Annotated in this window: 15 protein-coding genes and 2 rRNA genes; 15 read left to right on the top strand and 2 right to left on the bottom strand. The window is 45.9% G+C overall.

Translation table 11 applies throughout. The features are described 5' to 3' along the window. Window positions 1–6: 6 nt before the first annotated feature. Window positions 7–2424 (top strand): 23S ribosomal RNA (locus OPS25_RS07710). Between the two features lie 199 nt (window positions 2425–2623). Further along, a 5S ribosomal RNA gene (gene rrf, locus OPS25_RS07705) occupies window positions 2624–2739 on the top strand. Between the two features lie 1566 nt (window positions 2740–4305). Here rrf and OPS25_RS07700 read toward each other — a convergent pair. Beyond that, window positions 4306–4881, bottom strand: coding sequence for a hypothetical protein (locus tag OPS25_RS07700; protein ID WP_265617090.1), 576 nt, complete (start codon window positions 4879–4881; stop codon window positions 4306–4308). A 286-nt stretch (window positions 4882–5167) separates the two neighbouring features. Here OPS25_RS07700 and OPS25_RS07695 point away from each other — a divergent pair, with 286 nt between their 5' ends. The 13 genes from OPS25_RS07695 to soxR all read left to right on the top strand — a co-directional run bounded on the left by OPS25_RS07695 (window position 5168) and on the right by soxR (window position 16397). Next, window positions 5168–5551: an HvfA family oxazolone/thioamide-modified RiPP metallophore gene (locus OPS25_RS07695; protein WP_265617089.1), complete on the top strand. Its 384-nt coding sequence runs from the start codon at window positions 5168–5170 to the stop codon at window positions 5549–5551. A 39-nt stretch (window positions 5552–5590) separates the two neighbouring features. Further along, window positions 5591–6442 carry an HvfB family MNIO-type RiPP peptide maturase gene (locus tag OPS25_RS07690; protein ID WP_265617088.1) on the top strand — a complete coding sequence of 284 codons (852 nt, stop codon included), beginning with the start codon at window positions 5591–5593 and terminating at the stop codon, window positions 6440–6442. Next, a complete protein-coding gene (locus OPS25_RS07685; protein WP_265617087.1) occupies window positions 6439–7176 on the top strand; it encodes an HvfC family RiPP maturation protein in 738 nt (245 codons plus the stop codon). The genes OPS25_RS07690 and OPS25_RS07685 overlap by 4 nt, the downstream gene beginning before the upstream one ends. Window positions 7177–7307: 131 nt before the next feature. Further along, a complete protein-coding gene (locus OPS25_RS07680; protein WP_265617086.1) occupies window positions 7308–7430 on the top strand; it encodes a hypothetical protein in 123 nt (40 codons plus the stop codon). Between the two features lie 34 nt (window positions 7431–7464). Continuing rightward, window positions 7465–8001: an adenine phosphoribosyltransferase gene (gene apt / locus OPS25_RS07675; protein WP_265617085.1), complete on the top strand. Its 537-nt coding sequence runs from the start codon at window positions 7465–7467 to the stop codon at window positions 7999–8001. Window positions 8002–8016: 15 nt separating this feature from the next. Then, on the top strand, window positions 8017–10260 hold the full coding sequence (dnaX, locus tag OPS25_RS07670; protein WP_265617084.1) for a DNA polymerase III subunit gamma/tau: 2244 nt from the start codon (window positions 8017–8019) through the stop codon (window positions 10258–10260). A 36-nt stretch (window positions 10261–10296) separates the two neighbouring features. After that, window positions 10297–10623, top strand: a complete 327-nt coding sequence (locus OPS25_RS07665; RefSeq protein ID WP_265617083.1) for a YbaB/EbfC family nucleoid-associated protein — start codon at window positions 10297–10299, stop codon at window positions 10621–10623. A 3-nt stretch (window positions 10624–10626) separates the two neighbouring features. Further along, entirely contained in the window at window positions 10627–11226 is a 600-nt protein-coding gene (recR, locus tag OPS25_RS07660; protein ID WP_265617082.1) for a recombination mediator RecR, read from the top strand. Window positions 11227–11314: 88 nt separating this feature from the next. Then, window positions 11315–13237, top strand: coding sequence for a molecular chaperone HtpG (htpG, locus tag OPS25_RS07655; protein WP_265617081.1), 1923 nt, complete (start codon window positions 11315–11317; stop codon window positions 13235–13237). Between the two features lie 191 nt (window positions 13238–13428). Beyond that, window positions 13429–14076: an adenylate kinase gene (gene adk / locus OPS25_RS07650; RefSeq protein ID WP_265617080.1), complete on the top strand. Its 648-nt coding sequence runs from the start codon at window positions 13429–13431 to the stop codon at window positions 14074–14076. A gap of 116 nt (window positions 14077–14192) precedes the next feature. Further along, on the top strand, window positions 14193–14591 hold the full coding sequence (locus OPS25_RS07645; RefSeq protein WP_265617079.1) for an MAPEG family protein: 399 nt from the start codon (window positions 14193–14195) through the stop codon (window positions 14589–14591). Further along, window positions 14591–15721, top strand: a complete 1131-nt coding sequence (locus OPS25_RS07640) for an alanine racemase (protein ID WP_265617078.1) — start codon at window positions 14591–14593, stop codon at window positions 15719–15721. The genes OPS25_RS07645 and OPS25_RS07640 overlap by 1 nt, the downstream gene beginning before the upstream one ends. Window positions 15722–15959: 238 nt before the next feature. Then, a complete protein-coding gene (gene soxR / locus OPS25_RS07635) occupies window positions 15960–16397 on the top strand; it encodes a redox-sensitive transcriptional activator SoxR (protein ID WP_265617077.1) in 438 nt (145 codons plus the stop codon). Between the two features lie 3 nt (window positions 16398–16400). Here soxR and lepB read toward each other — a convergent pair whose 3' ends face one another. Next, window positions 16401–17039 carry a signal peptidase I gene (gene lepB, locus OPS25_RS07630; RefSeq protein WP_265617076.1) on the bottom strand — a complete coding sequence of 213 codons (639 nt, stop codon included), beginning with the start codon at window positions 17037–17039 and terminating at the stop codon, window positions 16401–16403. Between the last annotated feature and the right edge of the window lie 13 nt (window positions 17040–17052).

The raw sequence follows: 17052 nt of genomic DNA, 5'->3' as shown, positions 1-17052 counted from the left end.
CCAGTTTGATAAGCGAGTAACGTTGACCTGCGTAAGCAGCCAACGGTAAACCGCGCCAATCAAGCAGGGTGCTTAGTGATGGGGTGACTGCGTACCTTTTGTATAATGGGTCAGCGACTTATATTTGGTAGCAAGGTTAAGCGAATAGCGGAGCCGTAGCGAAAGCGAGTGTTAACTGCGCGAATTAGTTGCCAGGTATAGACCCGAAACCCGGTGATCTAGCCATGGGCAGGTTGAAGGTTGAGTAACATCAACTGGAGGACCGAACCCACTAACGTTGAAAAGTTAGGGGATGACTTGTGGCTGGGGGTGAAAGGCCAATCAAACCGGGAGATAGCTGGTTCTCCCCGAAATCTATTTAGGTAGAGCCTCGGACGAATTCCATTGGGGGTAGAGCACTGTTAAGGCTAGGGGGTCATCCCGACTTACCAACCCTTTGCAAACTCCGAATACCAATGAGAACTATCCGGGAGACACACGGCGGGTGCTAACGTCCGTCGTGAAGAGGGAAACAACCCAGACCGCCAGCTAAGGTCCCTAAATATTGCTAAGTGGGAAACGATGTGGGAAGGCTCAGACAGCTAGGAGGTTGGCTTAGAAGCAGCCACCCTTTAAAGAAAGCGTAATAGCTCACTAGTCGAGTCGGCCTGCGCGGAAGATGTAACGGGGCTAAGCAATATACCGAAGCTGCGGCAATGCGATTTATCGTATTGGGTAGGGGAGCGTTGTGTAAGCGGATGAAGGTGAGTTGAGAAGCTTGCTGGACGTATCACAAGTGCGAATGCTGACATGAGTAACGATAATGGGGGTGAAAAACCCCCACGCCGGAAGACCAAGGTTTCCTGTCCCATGCTAATCAGGGCAGGGTAAGTCGGCCCCTAAGGCGAGGCAGAAATGCGTAGTCGATGGGAAACGGGTTAATATTCCCGTACTTGTATATTCAGTGATGGAGGGACGGAGAAGGCTAAGCAAGCTTGGCGTTGGTTGTCCAAGTGAAAGTGAGTAGGAAGTGAGATTAGGTAAATCCGGTTTCATAATTCCGAGACACGAGACGATGCACTACGGTGCAGAAGTTGTTGATGCCCTGCTTCCAGGAAAAGCTTCTAAACTTATGAATATATGAACCGTACCCCAAACCGACACAGGTGGTCAGGTAGAGAATACTAAGGCGCTTGAGAGAACTCGGGTGAAGGAACTCGGCAAAATTGTACCGTAACTTCGGGAGAAGGTACGCCCCTGTTTGTTAAGCCCTTGCGGTGGAAGCAGATGGGGGCCGCAGTGACCAGGTGGCTGGGACTGTTTATTAAAAACACAGCACTCTGCAAACACGAAAGTGGACGTATAGGGTGTGACACCTGCCCGGTGCCGGAAGGTTAATTGATGGGGTTAGCTTAGGCGAAGCTCTTGATCGAAGCCCCGGTAAACGGCGGCCGTAACTATAACGGTCCTAAGGTAGCGAAATTCCTTGTCGGGTAAGTTCCGACCTGCACGAATGGTGTAACCATGGCCACGCTGTCTCCACCCGAGACTCAGTGAAATTGAAATCGCTGTGAAGATGCAGTGTACCCGCACCTAGACGGAAAGACCCCGTGAACCTTTACTACAGCTTGGCACTGAACATTGAACCTACTTGTGTAGGATAGGTGGGAGGCTTTGAAGTATGGACGCCAGTTCATATGGAGCCGACCTTGAAATACCACCCTGGTATGTTTGATGTTCTAACGTTGGTCCCTTATCGGGATTACGGACAGTGTCTGGTGGGTAGTTTGACTGGGGCGGTCTCCTCCCAAATAGTAACGGAGGAGCACGAAGGTTAGCTAATCACGGTCGGACATCGTGAGGTTAGTGCAATGGCATAAGCTAGCTTAACTGCGAGACAGACACGTCGAGCAGGTACGAAAGTAGGTCATAGTGATCCGGTGGTTCTGTATGGAAGGGCCATCGCTCAACGGATAAAAGGTACTCCGGGGATAACAGGCTGATACCGCCCAAGAGTTCATATCGACGGCGGTGTTTGGCACCTCGATGTCGGCTCATCACATCCTGGGGCTGAAGTCGGTCCCAAGGGTATGGCTGTTCGCCATTTAAAGTGGTACGCGAGCTGGGTTTAGAACGTCGTGAGACAGTTCGGTCCCTATCTGGTGTGGGCGTTGGATGATTGAGGGGAGCTGCTCCTAGTACGAGAGGACCGGAGTGGACGAACCGCTGGTGTTCGGGTTGTTTTGCCAAAGGCATTGCCCGGTAGCTACGTTCGGAACGGATAACCGCTGAAAGCATCTAAGCGGGAAGCCGGCCCCAAGATGAGTCATCCCTGGACGTAAGTCCTGGAAGGGTTGTTAAAGACGATGACGTTGATAGGCAGGGTGTGGAAGCGTTGTAAGGCGTTAAGCTAACCTGTACTAATTGCCCGAGAGGCTTAACCATACAACGCCTAAATGGCTTCATTCGTTAGAATGAATCGCTCATTAAGTGTTGTGTGTGAAAGACTAGCTAAAGTAGAGTAAAGCGTTACTCTTGATTGAATTGATATCAGATTTTCCAGAATTGTTAAGTTATTGACAGTTAGTCAGTAACAGTAAGCAGACCCTGAATCAAGTTCAGGGCGGTTTACAACCGGTTTTTGCCTGGCGGCCATAGCGATGCGGTACCACCTGATCCCATTCCGAACTCAGAAGTGAAACGCATTAGCGGCGATGGTAGTGTGGGGTCTCCCCATGTGAGAGTAGCACACCGCCAGGCTCCCAATTAAACGAAAAGCCCACTCAGTTGAGTGGGCTTTTTGCGTTTAAGCGCAGCTAAGCTGTGCGGACATTCACGGGGAGCCTAACCCATCGGATAACAGTTTGGGGTTCCCTCGCTGCAAAGATTTAGAGTAACAAGCCGTCCCTGGTAGGTTGTCCAGTCACGCCATCCATGGCGTGCCGCTACGGTAGCTGCGAATGTCCACCGGACATTCGGTCTACCTCCGCCCCCATGTGAGAGTAGCACACCGCCAGGCTCCCAATTAAACGAAAAAGCCCACTCAGTTGAGTGGGCTTTTTCGTTTAAGCGCAGCTAAGCTGTGCGGACATTCACGGGGAGCCTAACCCATCGGATAACAGTTTGGGGTTCCCTCGCTGCAAAGATTTAGAGTAACAAGCCGTCCCTGGTAGGTTGTCCAGTCACGCCCAGCAAGCTGGTCCAGCCCTTCGCAGAGCTCAGGTCGTTCACACGGCGAGAATGAAATTGTTCATTCTCTCAATTCCGTGCTCACCCATGGCGTGCCGCTACGGTAGCTGCGAATGTCCACCGGACATTCGGTCTACCTCCGCCCGAGTGCGGGTCCAAACCCCATGTGAGAGTAGCGCCAAGGTGCCAATCCCTAATAGCAAGACCTAACCCATGGGGTAACAGTTGACGCTTGCGCTACTGCTTGAAAGACAGGTAACAACCCGTCCCTGGTGTAATGTCCACGGCAGCATCCATGCTGCCGGTTCTTCACTCTCGGCGTGCCACAGGCACCCCTCGCTCGCTGCGCTCACCGCTCATCACCCGAGTGCGGGTCCAAACCCCATGTGAGAGTAGTACTCGTCACGAAGTGAACCGTCTCTTGCTGGCTACGGGGCTCCCATCCTAAGAGAACCTGTTTCTCAGCGATAACTATCCGAAAGGATGGCCCTTTTTTGCATTTCACGTCCAGAAAAAACTCACCGCACTCTTAACAGGGTCAGGATAGCCCTTTCACTTAAAAAAGCACTTGCGTGCTAATCTGATAGGGGAGACCTAACCCATCGGGTAACAGGCAAAGTTTGGTGGTCTGCTCAGAATTCAGAGTATCAACCCGTCCATGGTATTACGTCCAGTCACGCCCAGCAAGCTGGTCCAGCCCTTCGCAGAGCTCAGGTCGTTCACACGGCGAGAATGAAATTGTTCATTCTCTCAATTCCGTGCTCACCCATGGCGTGCCGTTCATCGTTTGTCGAATGCCATCGGGCATTCGCCATGATTCTGCGAATCAGCGCTCTTCACCCGACTGCGGGTCCAAACCCCATGTGAGAGTAGTACACCCGCACGGCAGTGTGTCCCTTGCCGGCTACGGGGCTCCCAATTAAACGAAATGCCCACTTATTTGAGTGGGCCTTTTGCTTTTAAGCGCAGCCATGCTGCCGGTTCTTCACTCTCGGTGTGCCACTGGTACCCCTCGTTCGCTACGCTCACTGCTCATTACCCGAGTGCGGGTCCAAACCCCATGTGAGATTAGTATCGCTCACACGATAGAGTGCCCCAAAAAAATAAAGCCTGCCACGCCAGAACGCCTTTGTTAATTCACTCAAATACTATTGAGCTTTGGCTTGGTATGACCTTAAAATCATTTTTACCAAAATCTTCTAAATGCGGACAGTTATTTATAATTCCTTCCAACATAATTGAGCCGCTTGTCAGATTCGCATAAGTCCCAGATCCCGATACCAGGTTGACTTGTTCTCTTACTTGCATTGGTTCGCCGGTAGAGCAGAAGGGATCCCCAGAAATTGGGAATAGTACATCGCCTTCACTACGAATAATGTAACTTCTACTGTCACCGACCATTGTGTGTCTGGCGGTAAAATCTAGCGGGTTTACCTGCCCCCTGAGTGTACCTTGCATTTTGACAAGATATTTCGTTTTTACCTTTTCTTCACTGGAGAGACTATCCCAATCAGCTTTAACCAACCACACGGAATAACGGCCGAGTTGTTCTGGAGCCTCATTAGCTAAAGGGTTAGAAACTTCCATCGTCTTCACCCCGCCGTAAACAACTTTATACTCTCCTTTTAGGGAGTGTGTCGAAGCAAATGCTGAGTAAGAAAAAAGTACACTGGAAATAAAGCCAATAGAATATATGTTTGGTTTGAATTTCATGGTTCTGATTCCATTCTTTAGAAAAGTTGAGTGTCGCTTCTAAGATGTACTAAGTCAGCCGCATAGAAGCATAGATGCCATATTTATGAATAGCTTTTTAAAACTATATTCATAAGATGAATTTAGGCAAGTTGGAGTCGAAAATTTAATGATTTCAACGTATTTTTTGGTTTACTTGACCCATATTTGCGCGTGTTCATAAAAATTCAATTATTTTGAAAGATAACGGTCAGTGTCACGGTCTGTTGATTGACACATTAATGTTTAACTATCTTGGAGAAAGATTATGAAACAAAGTACGAAAGCTGTTGCAGGTGCGTTTGGGTTAGCAGCGCTGACTACGTTAAGCGCTAGTCAGGTAGTAGCAGGTGAAAATCCATTTGGAATTGAGCAACTATCCTCGGGGTATGTGCAAGATGCAACGGAAGGTAAGTGCGGTGAAGGTAAGTGTGGCGGTGATAAAGCCAAGCATGAAGGCAAATGTGGTGGCGATAAAGCCAAACGTGAAGGTAAGTGCGGTGAAGGCAAGTGTGGTGGAGATAAAGCCAAACACGAAGGTAAGTGTGGTGAAGGAAAATGTGGTGGCGACAAGCATAAGCATAAAAACAAAGACAAAAGTAAAGATAAACACGAAGGTAAATGCGGTGAGGGTAAATGCGGTAGTATGTAGTGCATAGCTGACCTATACAAAATAAAAAAAGGAGTAAGTGTGACGCAGATTAGAGGTGCAGGTTTGGGGCTTAGGCGTGAAATGTTAGATCAGTTGTTGCCTGAGCTGCCAACCGAAATAGATTTTTTCGAGGTTGCACCTGAAAATTGGATCCCAATTGGGGGACGTTTTAAAAGTCAATTTGAGCACTGTGCCGCGCAACGCCCTATTAGCACGCATGGTCTTTCACTTTCGATTGGCAGTCCCGACCCACTTGATATCGAATTAGTCAAATCTGTTAAGCACTTCCTCGATACCTATGAAATTTCTTTATACAGTGAGCATTTAAGTTACTGTTCTCTGGATGGTCATCTCTATGATTTAATGCCCATTCCATTTACGGAGGAAGCTGTAACACATGTCGCTGAGCGGATTAGAATTGTTCAGGATGTCCTAGATAAGCCATTGGTTTTAGAAAATGTGTCGTATTATCTGGCTCCGGAAAACCAGCTAACCGAACTCGAGTTCATTAATGCGGTGATCGCCGAATCAAATTGCCAAATGCTATTAGATGTAAATAACGTGTATGTTAATAGCATTAATCACAAGTACGATCCATATCAGTTTATTGGGGCACTGCCATCGGCAAAAATTGTGTACGGACACATCGCGGGCCATTTTGATGAAGCTGAAGATTTGAAGGTTGATACTCATGGTGCCGGTGTGATTGATGATGTCTGGGCGCTACTAGATTTTGCGTATAAAACACATGGGGTATTTCCCACCTTACTCGAGCGTGATTTCAATATTCCTCCCTTAGTGGACCTGCTTGCCGAGGTCGGTAAAATAAAGATAATACAAAATCGTTATCTCTCTAAAGCTGAATTGAGCCAGCAGACGGGGGGAGTATGAGCCAAGTGTTTCAGCAGATTCAGAGAGACTTTGTTTCCACCATTCGTTCAGGGGTACCGGTCAAGGGCGACCCCGACTATGTCCGCCGCATGGAAATTTATCAATCACTGTTATTTAACAACGTACTCAATTTCGTAGAAACCAGTTTTCCTGTTCTTAGGAGTATTGTCGAAGAGGATAAGTGGCAAAGCTTAGTGAGAGATTTTTTTCAGCATGGAAAATGTACCTCCCCTTATTTTGTTGCCATAAGTGAGGCGTTTGTCACGTATCTCAATAAGCTTGACTGCCAACAATACCAACTGCCGCCTTTTACTTTAAGTCTGGCGCATTATGAATGGCTTGAGTTAGCCATTAGTATTCGCGATGCAGAAGTGGTCTTCTATAATGATACTGATAAAGTTAATAGCGTAAAGTTGTCTCCTCTGGCTGACATCGTTTCTTATCCCTATCCTGTACATCAAATATCGCCGTCTTATCTTCCGCAAGAACCTTCAGAGAATAATCACTTCGCGGTTTATCGTGACAGAAATAACGAAGTTCAATTTAGTAAGCTTACACCTGCAACCGCATTTGTGCTGGCTCTTTTAGAGGAAAATAGCGGGGGGCTGAATTTCACACAAATAACAACGCTAGCGGTTGAAGCAATGCCAACCTTGAATCCGGATACGATTAAAACCAACCTTGGTGCTACCATTGCAGAGATGTTAAAAAAAGATATATTACTTCCAGCTTGATTTTCTTAAATTTAAGTTTGCGCTGCAAAACCCATCAAAAAAACGCGATCTTTAAGAGAAGGACTGTCATTCTTCGAGGGTTTCGATTACCATTTACCGTCTTTTGTTTTGTCAAATTTTGAGTAAATCACATGGCTGATAATATAGAGTTTAATGAACCCTTCAACTGGTGGTACTTCTTCGCCATTATTGCCGTGCTAGTGGCGCTTCCTTTAATGCATATCATTACCGGCTGGTTCACTTTCTGGTTTTAATAAGAAAAATTAGTAAAAAGTAATAGGTTTTATTGTGACAGCTGAATACATTAAATCAGTCGTTAAGACTGTGCCTGATTATCCCAAAGCAGGCATTATGTTCAGGGATGTAACCAGTGTTCTTGAAGATCACGACGCGTTTCATGCTTGTATCCAATTATTAAAAGAAAATTTCAGTGGCATGGGTTTTGACAAAGTCGCTGGAACCGAAGCGCGGGGTTTTTTATTCGGAGCTCCTTTAGCACTGGCCATGGAAATTGGCTTCATACCGGTACGCAAACCAAATAAACTGCCAAGAGAAGTGGTAAGCGAAAGCTATGAACTTGAGTATGGAATGGATACATTAGAGATCCATAAAGATGCGGTTAAACCAGGAGAAAGAGTTTTATTGATTGATGATCTGCTCGCCACTGGTGGAACTATGACAGCGTCGGCAAATCTCATTCGAAGATTGGGTGGCATTGTTGAACATGCCGGTTTCGTAATTGGCTTACCCGATTTAGGCGGCTACGAGAAGCTTAATGAAACGGGTATCACGCCATTCACCATATGTGAGTTTGATGGCGACTAAAGGTAGCAAGAGTCTATGAGTTATCAGGTTCTGGCGCGAAAATGGCGTCCCGGTAAATTCAGTGAGTTAGTTGGGCAGGAACATGTAAAAACTGCCATCATTAATGCGCTCGACAATGATCGGTTGCATCACGCTTATCTTTTTACTGGAACTCGGGGTGTAGGTAAAACGACTATCGCCAGAATCTTCTCTAAGAGTTTAAATTGCGAAGAAGGGCAAGGTGCCAATCCTTGTGGGCAATGCCCCACGTGTGTGGAAATTGAACAAGGCAACTATGTTGATCTTCTTGAGATTGATGCTGCATCTCGAACAAAAGTAGAAGATACCCGAGAACTTCTCGATAACGTTCAATACAAACCCACCAGGGGACGTTTCAAAGTTTATCTCATCGACGAAGTGCATATGCTGTCAAAGCACAGTTTTAATGCATTGCTAAAAACTCTTGAAGAGCCGCCCCCGCATGTCAAATTTTTATTGGCTACAACCGATCCGCAAAAGCTGCCAATTACAATATTATCGCGGTGTTTACAGTTTAATCTAAAGGCACTGTCCCGGGAGCAAATTAGCGGCCAGTTGCAGCATATTCTTCAACAAGAAGCGGTCCCCTTTGAAAATAGTGCACTAGGGCTACTTGCCAGAGCTGCCCAAGGCAGCATGCGTGACGCACTGAGCTTAACTGATCAGGCTATTGCGCAGGGTGATAATACGGTGACAACAGCAGTGGTTACCGACATGCTGGGGTTGATGGATCGGAATCAAGTGTTGAAATTGCTTTTAGCTATTACCAGCAAAAAAGCTGAAGATGTATTAGCTATTGTTGAAAACATGTCGAGCCATGCACCCGATTATAATCAAATTTTATCAGAGCTTAGCAGCTTAATTCATCAGATCGCCTTAACTCAATGGGTTCCCGAAGCTTGTAAGCTTGAAACGACGTCAGCTAAAACAATTTATCAGTTGGCGAAAGACCTCGCTCCAGAGGTTGTACAATTGATGTATCAAATAACGCTGCAAGGCAAAAAAGATTTACCTTATGCGATAGACGGTCGAAGTGGTTTGGAAATGACAGTGCTGCGAATGATGTCATTTTCCCCCAAAGCGAATGTCAAGAATACCCAGTTAATCATTGAAGAGGCCACACCTCAGACAGCGATTGAACCGCACTTGCAACAAGCTGAACAATTGGATGCTCATGCCGGCCAATCTGCAATTCAACAGGATTCGGTCTCATCGTCTGCCGATGAAACAGAAACGCTGCATCAACAGGTACATGAAATTGAAGAACAGGCTGCCCAGCTTCGCGATAATTCATTTGTCCAAGTTGAGTCTGCACCCGAGGTGGAAAATACACGTTATCCAGCAGAAGAGGATTATTTCCCCGCACAAAGTATGAGTGAGAATCCTGCACCGCAGGAATCTACAGATGAACGGGAAACACCAAAGGCAAGCGCCTCGTCGCAAAGCCCACTGTCTTCGGTGGAAGAAATGCTTGCACTCAGAAAACGCCTGAAAGCAAATGCGGAAGAGGAGAACTCTGCCGAGGTAAAAAAGTCTGAGGCGGCAACGCCGGTTGCCAGTCTGAGTCAATTGAGAAGTGCTACAGACAACGAACGCGCTAACAAGGATGCGTTAATCCCTGATGATGCCTCATCGCCGCCAGATTCCGTCGACAATGCGCCAGAACTAGCTGGGGCTGACCTTCCTCCGTGGCAAACTGATAGTATATCAGCTCAGGCTCAAGCAGAAGAGCCTGTGGCAGTAGAACAGGAACTCGAAGCATTATCGACTCCCCAGGAGGAGGCGGATCTGGAAAAGGATAGACCAGTTGACTATCAGGGAACATTAACCGCTTATTTGAACAGCGGCGAAAAGTTACTGCACGCTAGTCAAATTGACCGTTGGAGTGCCAAGGTCGAACAGATGGGCATAGCCGGGCTTTTAAAGCAATTGGCTCTGCATGCGTCATTTGATCGACAAGGCAATACAGTCATCCTTGAAATTGATGAGAGTCAGGCGCATTTAATAAACGAGAGCTCCACGGTACATTTACAGCAAGCACTTCGAGAAGTACTCAATGAAACAGTGGAATTAGTGGTAAAAACGGGTAAGCCCGGTAAAACTCCGTTTTCTATCCAGCAAGAGGTCAATGCTATGAGGCAGGCCCACGCTGAAGCAGTTTTTGAAAAAGATGAAGCTATCTTGACTTTGCTTGAGACGTTTTCAGGGAGAGTGGTCCCCGAATCAATCAAAGCTCGTTAGCATCACATCATTATTATTAGTTTAACAGGTGAGATTATGTTTAAAGGTGGAATGGGAAATATCATGAAGCAGGCGCAACAGATGCAAGAGCGCATGCAAAAAGCCCAAGAAGAGCTGGCAAATATCGAAGTAACCGGCGAAGCGGGTGCAGGAATGGTTAAAGTGACCGTCACCTGTAATCACAACGTGCGTCGTGTAGAAATTGATCCCAGTCTTATGGAAGACGATAAGGAAATGTTGGAAGATTTAATCGCTGCCGCATTTAATGACGGTGTTCGTCGTATCCAGGAAACCAGTAAAGAAAAAATGGGTTCGGTAACGGGGGGTATGCAAATGCCGCCTGGCTTCAAAATGCCGTTTTAATCGATGAAGTTCAGTCCTTTATTAAGCGAGTTAATTGACTCGCTTACCTGTCTTCCTGGAGTCGGCAAAAAAAGTGCTCAACGAATGGCATTTCACCTGCTTGAACGAAACCGTCAGGGTGCATTAAAACTAAGCGCAGTTTTGCATAATGCTATGGAGCATATTCGCCATTGTCGCCAGTGTCGAACGTTTACTGAAAAAGAATTATGCGACATTTGCGCTCATCCGCAGCGTAGTCAATCTAAAGTTTTATGTATCGTGGAAAGCCCTCAAGATGTGTTGGCTGTGGAACAGACTATGGCATTCGACGGGACTTATTTTGTGCTCATGGGGCATCTTTCGCCTATTGATGGCATTGGGCCGGAAGAAATCGGGCTCACTATTCTGGAATCTCAGCTTAAAGAAAAACCTATAGAGGAAGTAATTCTTGCCACCAACCCTACCGTAGAGGGCGAAGCAACGGCGCACTATATCGGTCAGTTATGTGCTAAATATGCCGTTAAAGCAAGCCGTATCGCTCATGGCGTACCTGTTGGCGGTGAGCTTGAATATATTGATGGGAATACGCTTACCCATGCTTTCTCAGGACGCCGTACTATATAAAAATTTCATTCTAAGCATTGAAATTTAGCACTTCAGTCCCTACTTCCCTGTTTGAATGTATTTCCATTTAGCTAGGAGAATCTGGTTTATGGCTGAAGCAGCCCATCAAGAAACCCACGGTTTCCAAACCGAAGTTAAACAACTTCTCAATTTAATGATCCATTCCTTGTACTCGAACAAGGAAATTTTTCTTCGAGAACTCGTATCGAATGCTGCTGACGCTGCAGACAAGCTTCGTTTTAAGGCGTTGGAGAATGATGCGTTATATGAAGATGACGGTGAACTAAACGTAAAAATCAGCGTCGACAAAGAGGCCAGTACAATCACTATTGCCGACAATGGTATTGGAATGACGCGTGATGAGGTCATTACCAATCTTGGGACGATTGCCAAATCTGGTACTAAAGATTTCTTTAGTAAATTATCGGGTGATTCGGCGAAAGACTCTCAATTAATCGGCCAGTTTGGCGTTGGTTTTTATTCTGCCTTTATTGTCGCCGATAAGGTGACGGTCCGTACGCGCGCTGCGGGCGAAAGTGCCGACCAAGGTGTTGAATGGATTTCTAATGGTGAAGGTGAGTTCACTGTTGCCGATATCAACAAACCTGGACGCGGAACAGAAATTACGCTTCACCTTCGTGAAGATGAAAAAGAATTTGCAGATACTTGGCGTTTGCGTTCAATCGTAAGCAAATATTCTGATCACATTAGTATTCCAGTACAAATGTGGAAAGATGAAGTGCCTGAACGTGACGGTCCTGATGGTGAGAAAATCGCCGCTGAGCCTGGTCAATGGGAAAGCGTCAACAAAGCTACAGCGCTGTGGACGCGTGATAAGTCAGAGATATCGGATGAAGAGTACAAAGAGTTCTACAAGCATGTTTCTCATGATTTTGCCGATCCGCTGACATGGGCCCATAACAAGGTTGAAGGTAAAACTGAATACACCAGCTTACTTTATATTCCAAGTAAAGCGCCTTTTGATTTATGGAATCGTGAACAAAGCCATGGTCTTAAACTTTACGTTCAGCGCGTATTTATCATGGATGATGCGGAACAATTCATGCCAACCTACTTACGTTTCGTGAAGGGGTTACTCGATTCAAACGACCTTCCACTGAATGTTTCGCGCGAAATTCTGCAGGATAACAAAATTACCCAGGCTCTTCGTCAGGGCTGCACCAAACGTGTTCTGCAAATGCTTGAAAAAATGGCGAAAAATGACGCAGAGCAGTATCAGAAATTTTGGAATGAATTTGGTAACGTACTGAAGGAAGGCCCCGCGGAAGATTTCAGTAATCGTGAAAAGATTGCTGGCCTATTGCGCTTTGCCTCTTCACATAACGATTCTGACGCACAAACGGTTTCTTTAGATGATTACATCGGTCGCATGAAAGAGGGACAGGAAAAAATCTATTATGTGACCGCGGATAGCTATCAAGCTGCCAAAACGAGTCCGCATCTTGAGATTTTCCGCAAAAAAGGTATAGAAGTGCTTCTGTTGGGTGAGCGAATCGATGAATGGTTGATGTCGCACCTTACCGAATATAAGGAAAAATCGTTCCAGTCTATTTCTAAAGGCAATTTAGATTTAGGTGACTTGGAAGATGAAGACACCAAAAAGGCACAGGAAGAAGCGGAAAAAGAAGTCGAGGGAGTTTTAGAGCGCGCCAAAACGGCATTAGGTGAGCGCGTTGAGGACGTGAAATTTACTCACCGTTTAACCGACTCTCCGGCATGTATCGTTGCTGATGAGCATGGTATGAGTACGCAAATGGTAAAACTAATGCAGGCTGCAGGGCAACAGGTGCCAGATGTTAAGTATCACTTTGAGCTTAATCCTGAACATCAGTTAGTCAAAATGCTTTCTGAACTGCAAGATGAAGAAATGTTCAAGCAGTGGGTAGAAGTGCTGTTTGATCAAGCAGCCTTATCTGAGCAAGGAAGTTTAAAAGACCCCTCGAGCTTTGTGCGTAATTTGAACAGTTTGTTAATCAACTTGGCTAAATAAGCAAAAAGACGATGGTTTAACTGTGTGAAATGGGCCTCTTTGGCCCATTTTTATTTTTACGGTATAAAACCATATTTTTTTAAGCCAAGGCATGGTTTAGTTTGGGGTGGGAAATATCTTTCTTTCGCTTGTCACATTTGCGCGGAGTGTGTAAAGTGCCGACAGAAATATTTAAAGTGGAGAATGCACTCATGCGAATGATACTTCTCGGCGCACCAGGAGCCGGAAAAGGAACGCAAGCACAGTTTTTAATGAACAAGTTTGGTATTCCGCAAATTTCAACCGGCGATATGCTTCGTACTGCTATCAAAGCTGGCACTGAACTGGGGATGAAAGCCAAACAGGTAATGGATGAAGGCAAATTAGTTTCCGATGACATCATTATTGGTTTAGTAAAAGAGCGCATTGCTCAGGAAGACTGTAAAGAGGGATTTCTTCTGGATGGCTTTCCGCGTACTATTCCGCAGGCAGACGCGATGAAAGAAGCGGGTATCGCTATCGATCATGTTATCGAATTTGATGTGCCTGACGATGTTATTGTCGAACGGATGGCTGGCCGCCGTGTGCACCCTGCATCGGGGCGTGTATATCATGTGATATTTAATCCGCCTCAAAACGAAGGTAAAGACGATGTGACAGGCGAGGATTTGATTGTTCGAGATGATGATCAAGAAGACACTGTGCGCAAACGTTTAGGTGTATACCATGAGCAGACTGAGCCTTTGATTGGTTATTACCAAAATGAAGCACAATCTGGAAATTGCGCCTATCATAAGATTGACGGCACCAAACCTGTCGCCGAAGTAAAAGAAAAACTAGCTGCTGAATTAACAGCCTGACATGTATAAAGAAGCCGCTGATGCGGCTTTTTTTACGTCTTTTATACTTCATTGACTGCCAAGGTAGTGAAAACTACGTTTAATAGTAAAGAAATCGTGCACTGGGGGACGTGCCAATGAGTTTACCGATCACTGCTTTTTACGCGAGCTTACTGGGGCTTTGTTACTTGTATCTTTCTCTGGCTGTTATCGCAATAAGGCGCAAAGCACAGATTGGTATAGGTGATGGCGGAAATCACGATTTGATGCGAATTTCGCGGGTTCATGCTAACTTCAATGAATATGTACCCATCACACTCATCATGTTAGCGTGCCTGGAAAGTATCAGTCATTGGGACGGGGTAATGCATCTTGGTGCAAACGCATTACTTTTTGGTCGTGTTTTGCACGCATATGGTTTACGTCATCATGACGGCGCCAGCTGGCAGCGCTTTGTGGGTATGATCATGACATTTTTATCTATGTTGATCCTGGCTGCGACCAATCTGTTTGAACTTCATTTTTTAGTTGTGTAATGAAATCGTTAAGCGACGTCATTACTCCTGCTTGTATAATCAATCAGGAAAAACTTAAAAAGAATGCAAGGCGTTTCTTCGATATCGGCGAACGGCAGCAGGTTGCCCTTCGACCACATGTGAAGACGTTAAAAAGTGTTGAAGCGGCAAGTATATATGCACCCTTACCAATGCCCATTACGGTATCAACATTAGCGGAAGCGAAGTATTTTGCCGAAGCCGGATACACAGATATTCTATACGCTGTTACCCTCACTCCGAATAAAGTCCCAACGGTGGATGCGCTATTACAGAAAGGGGTGAAACTCACCGTGGTGGTGGATTCGTTGGCCGCGATAAAAGCGTTATCTTCATCTTCTCAGCAAATTAAGCATACTATGCCTGTGGCCATCGAAATCGATTCGGATGGCCATCGCGCAGGAGTTAAACCGGATTCTCCCGAGTTAGTAGATATTGCCAACGAAATTGCTGCTTCACAATACCTGCATTTTGAAGGTTTAGTAACCCACGCTGGTGCCTCCTATGGGGCATTCACCACAGCGCAACAATGCCAAATAGCAAGAGCAGAGTGCGAAGCAGTGACTTTCGCTGCCGAACGTTTGCAGGATCAGGGCATTAAGTGTGCAATGGTGTCGGTAGGCTCGACCCCTACTGTATTTGCTCCTATTTGTCCTGTGGGTATTACCGAATTACGTGCAGGCGTATACGCTACGTTTGATTGTGTGATGGCCGGTTTAAACCTGTGCACATATGACGATATTGCCATGAGTGTATTGACCACAGTTATTGGTTTTCATTGCGACGGTAAAGGGTTATTGGTGGATGCCGGTTGGATGGCCCTATCCAGAGATACAGGTACCCACGACCACCCCCATGATTGTGGCTACGGTCTGGTATGCGACAGCCATGGCGCGTTAATGCCGGGATGGGTTGTAGAGTCTACTAATCAAGAACATGGCATCATCAGACACAAAGAAGGTATTGATCCCCAGAGGGTCTTTCAATTCGGCGATATAATACGAATTCTGCCAATACATGCCTGTTCGACGGGGGCGCAGTATGCCCACTATTATGTCACGTCTGACGACCACACCATTGAGGCGACATGGCAGCGCGTCAATGGCTGGTAGTCATTAATTTTTATTATTTAAATGTCATGGTTGCTATGAAAAGTTTAAATACTCTTCTTTGCCAGGTGGGGTACGCTTTTTTAAAGCTGACTGAAGACTGTTTGCTATCAAATCCTGGATGAGTAACGTCCATAATTGAACTCCTTAAGTTGTATGTTTTGCTTTCTATTGTCTTGACTTTTATAAAGTGCAAAAGCATGCTAAAACCTCAACTAATGTTTAGGTCAAGGTTTTGTTTATGGAAAATTTGTCAGTAGGGGAAGTAGCAAAACGATGTGGGGTAAATGTCTCTGCATTGCACTTTTATGAACGCAAGGGCTTGATCAGTAGCGCACGAAATACGGGAAATCAGCGTCGTTATGGGCGAGATATAATTCGTCGGGTCAGCCTGATCAAGGTAGCACAGCAACTTGGTATATCGCTGGAAGAAGTAAAATCTGTGTTTGAGTCGCTGCCGAAATATGGCGCTCCTAGCCATGCCCAATGGGAACGCTTGGCCTCTCACTGGCAACAGCAACTTGACCAGCGAATCGCCCTGTTGCAAAAACTTCGTGATTCACTTACCGGTTGTATTGGCTGTGGTTGCTTATCAATGCAACGGTGCCCGTTGTATAACCCACACGATGAAGCTGCAAAAAAAGGCAGTGGTCCAGTCTTTCTTTTACAAGACGAATAAGAACTACGTTAAGGGCTTAAACCAGCGGTCAGAACGGGGTAGCCAGTATTTCGTTTTGTCGAATGAGGCCACTATTTTTAATGCTTTACCCTGAAGTTCAGCAATTGGAATAAAGCCATATACACGCGAATCGGCGCTGTGGTTCCGATTATCCCCTAACACCAAAACGTGTCCAGCAGGCACAGTGATTGGACCAAATGAAGATAACGGATGAGACTGTTGCGTTATTTGCACGGTATAAAATGTCTCTTCCAACGCTTCGTTGCGAAGAGACTGAGTGATGAGCTGGTATTTAACAGGTGAGTCATTTATAAACAATCGGTTATCTACCATCGCGATATTATCACCGGGTAAGCCGATGACCCGTTTTACCAAGTGTTCGTCAGCCGCTGAGCTATTGATGGTAACAATGTCGCCACGATTAACGTGACCTGTTGAAAAAAGCTTTATATCGGTGAAGGGCACTTCTAGTGCATAAGCGGTTTTGTTGACAAATATGCGGTCTCCACCTATTAAGTTCGGCTCCATTGAAGCTGAAGGGACGTGATACCAGTCGGCGATACTGCTTCTGAAAACCAACATCAATCCTATAAACAGAATAAATGACCAGTTGGCTTGCCATAACTTCTTCACTGTCGACATGCTTTGTTCCTTT

The sequence above is a fragment of the Alteromonas aquimaris genome (genome assembly GCF_026183695.1).
Lineage (GTDB): Bacteria > Pseudomonadota > Gammaproteobacteria > Enterobacterales > Alteromonadaceae > Alteromonas > Alteromonas aquimaris.
This window is presented reverse-complemented; position numbering and strand designations above follow the sequence as displayed.

Bases quoted from the DNA above. Each gene is read 5' to 3' on its own strand.
- soxR (WP_265617077.1), top strand. From the start codon at position 15,960: ATGGAAAATTTGTCAGTAGGGGAAGTAGCAAAACGATGTGGGGTAAAT.
- OPS25_RS07685 (WP_265617087.1), top strand. From the start codon at position 6,439: ATGAGCCAAGTGTTTCAGCAGATTCAGAGAGACTTTGTTTCCACCATT.
- OPS25_RS07695 (WP_265617089.1), top strand. From the start codon at position 5,168: ATGAAACAAAGTACGAAAGCTGTTGCAGGTGCGTTTGGGTTAGCAGCG.
- htpG (WP_265617081.1), top strand. From the start codon at position 11,315: ATGGCTGAAGCAGCCCATCAAGAAACCCACGGTTTCCAAACCGAAGTT.
- OPS25_RS07645 (WP_265617079.1), top strand. From the start codon at position 14,193: ATGAGTTTACCGATCACTGCTTTTTACGCGAGCTTACTGGGGCTTTGT.
- recR (WP_265617082.1), top strand. From the start codon at position 10,627: ATGAAGTTCAGTCCTTTATTAAGCGAGTTAATTGACTCGCTTACCTGT.
- dnaX (WP_265617084.1), top strand. From the start codon at position 8,017: ATGAGTTATCAGGTTCTGGCGCGAAAATGGCGTCCCGGTAAATTCAGT.
- OPS25_RS07640 (WP_265617078.1), top strand. From the start codon at position 14,591: ATGAAATCGTTAAGCGACGTCATTACTCCTGCTTGTATAATCAATCAG.
- OPS25_RS07680 (WP_265617086.1), top strand. From the start codon at position 7,308: ATGGCTGATAATATAGAGTTTAATGAACCCTTCAACTGGTGGTACTTC.
- OPS25_RS07665 (WP_265617083.1), top strand. From the start codon at position 10,297: ATGTTTAAAGGTGGAATGGGAAATATCATGAAGCAGGCGCAACAGATG.
- adk (WP_265617080.1), top strand. From the start codon at position 13,429: ATGCGAATGATACTTCTCGGCGCACCAGGAGCCGGAAAAGGAACGCAA.
- lepB (WP_265617076.1), bottom strand. From the start codon at position 17,039: ATGTCGACAGTGAAGAAGTTATGGCAAGCCAACTGGTCATTTATTCTG.
- OPS25_RS07700 (WP_265617090.1), bottom strand. From the start codon at position 4,881: ATGAAATTCAAACCAAACATATATTCTATTGGCTTTATTTCCAGTGTA.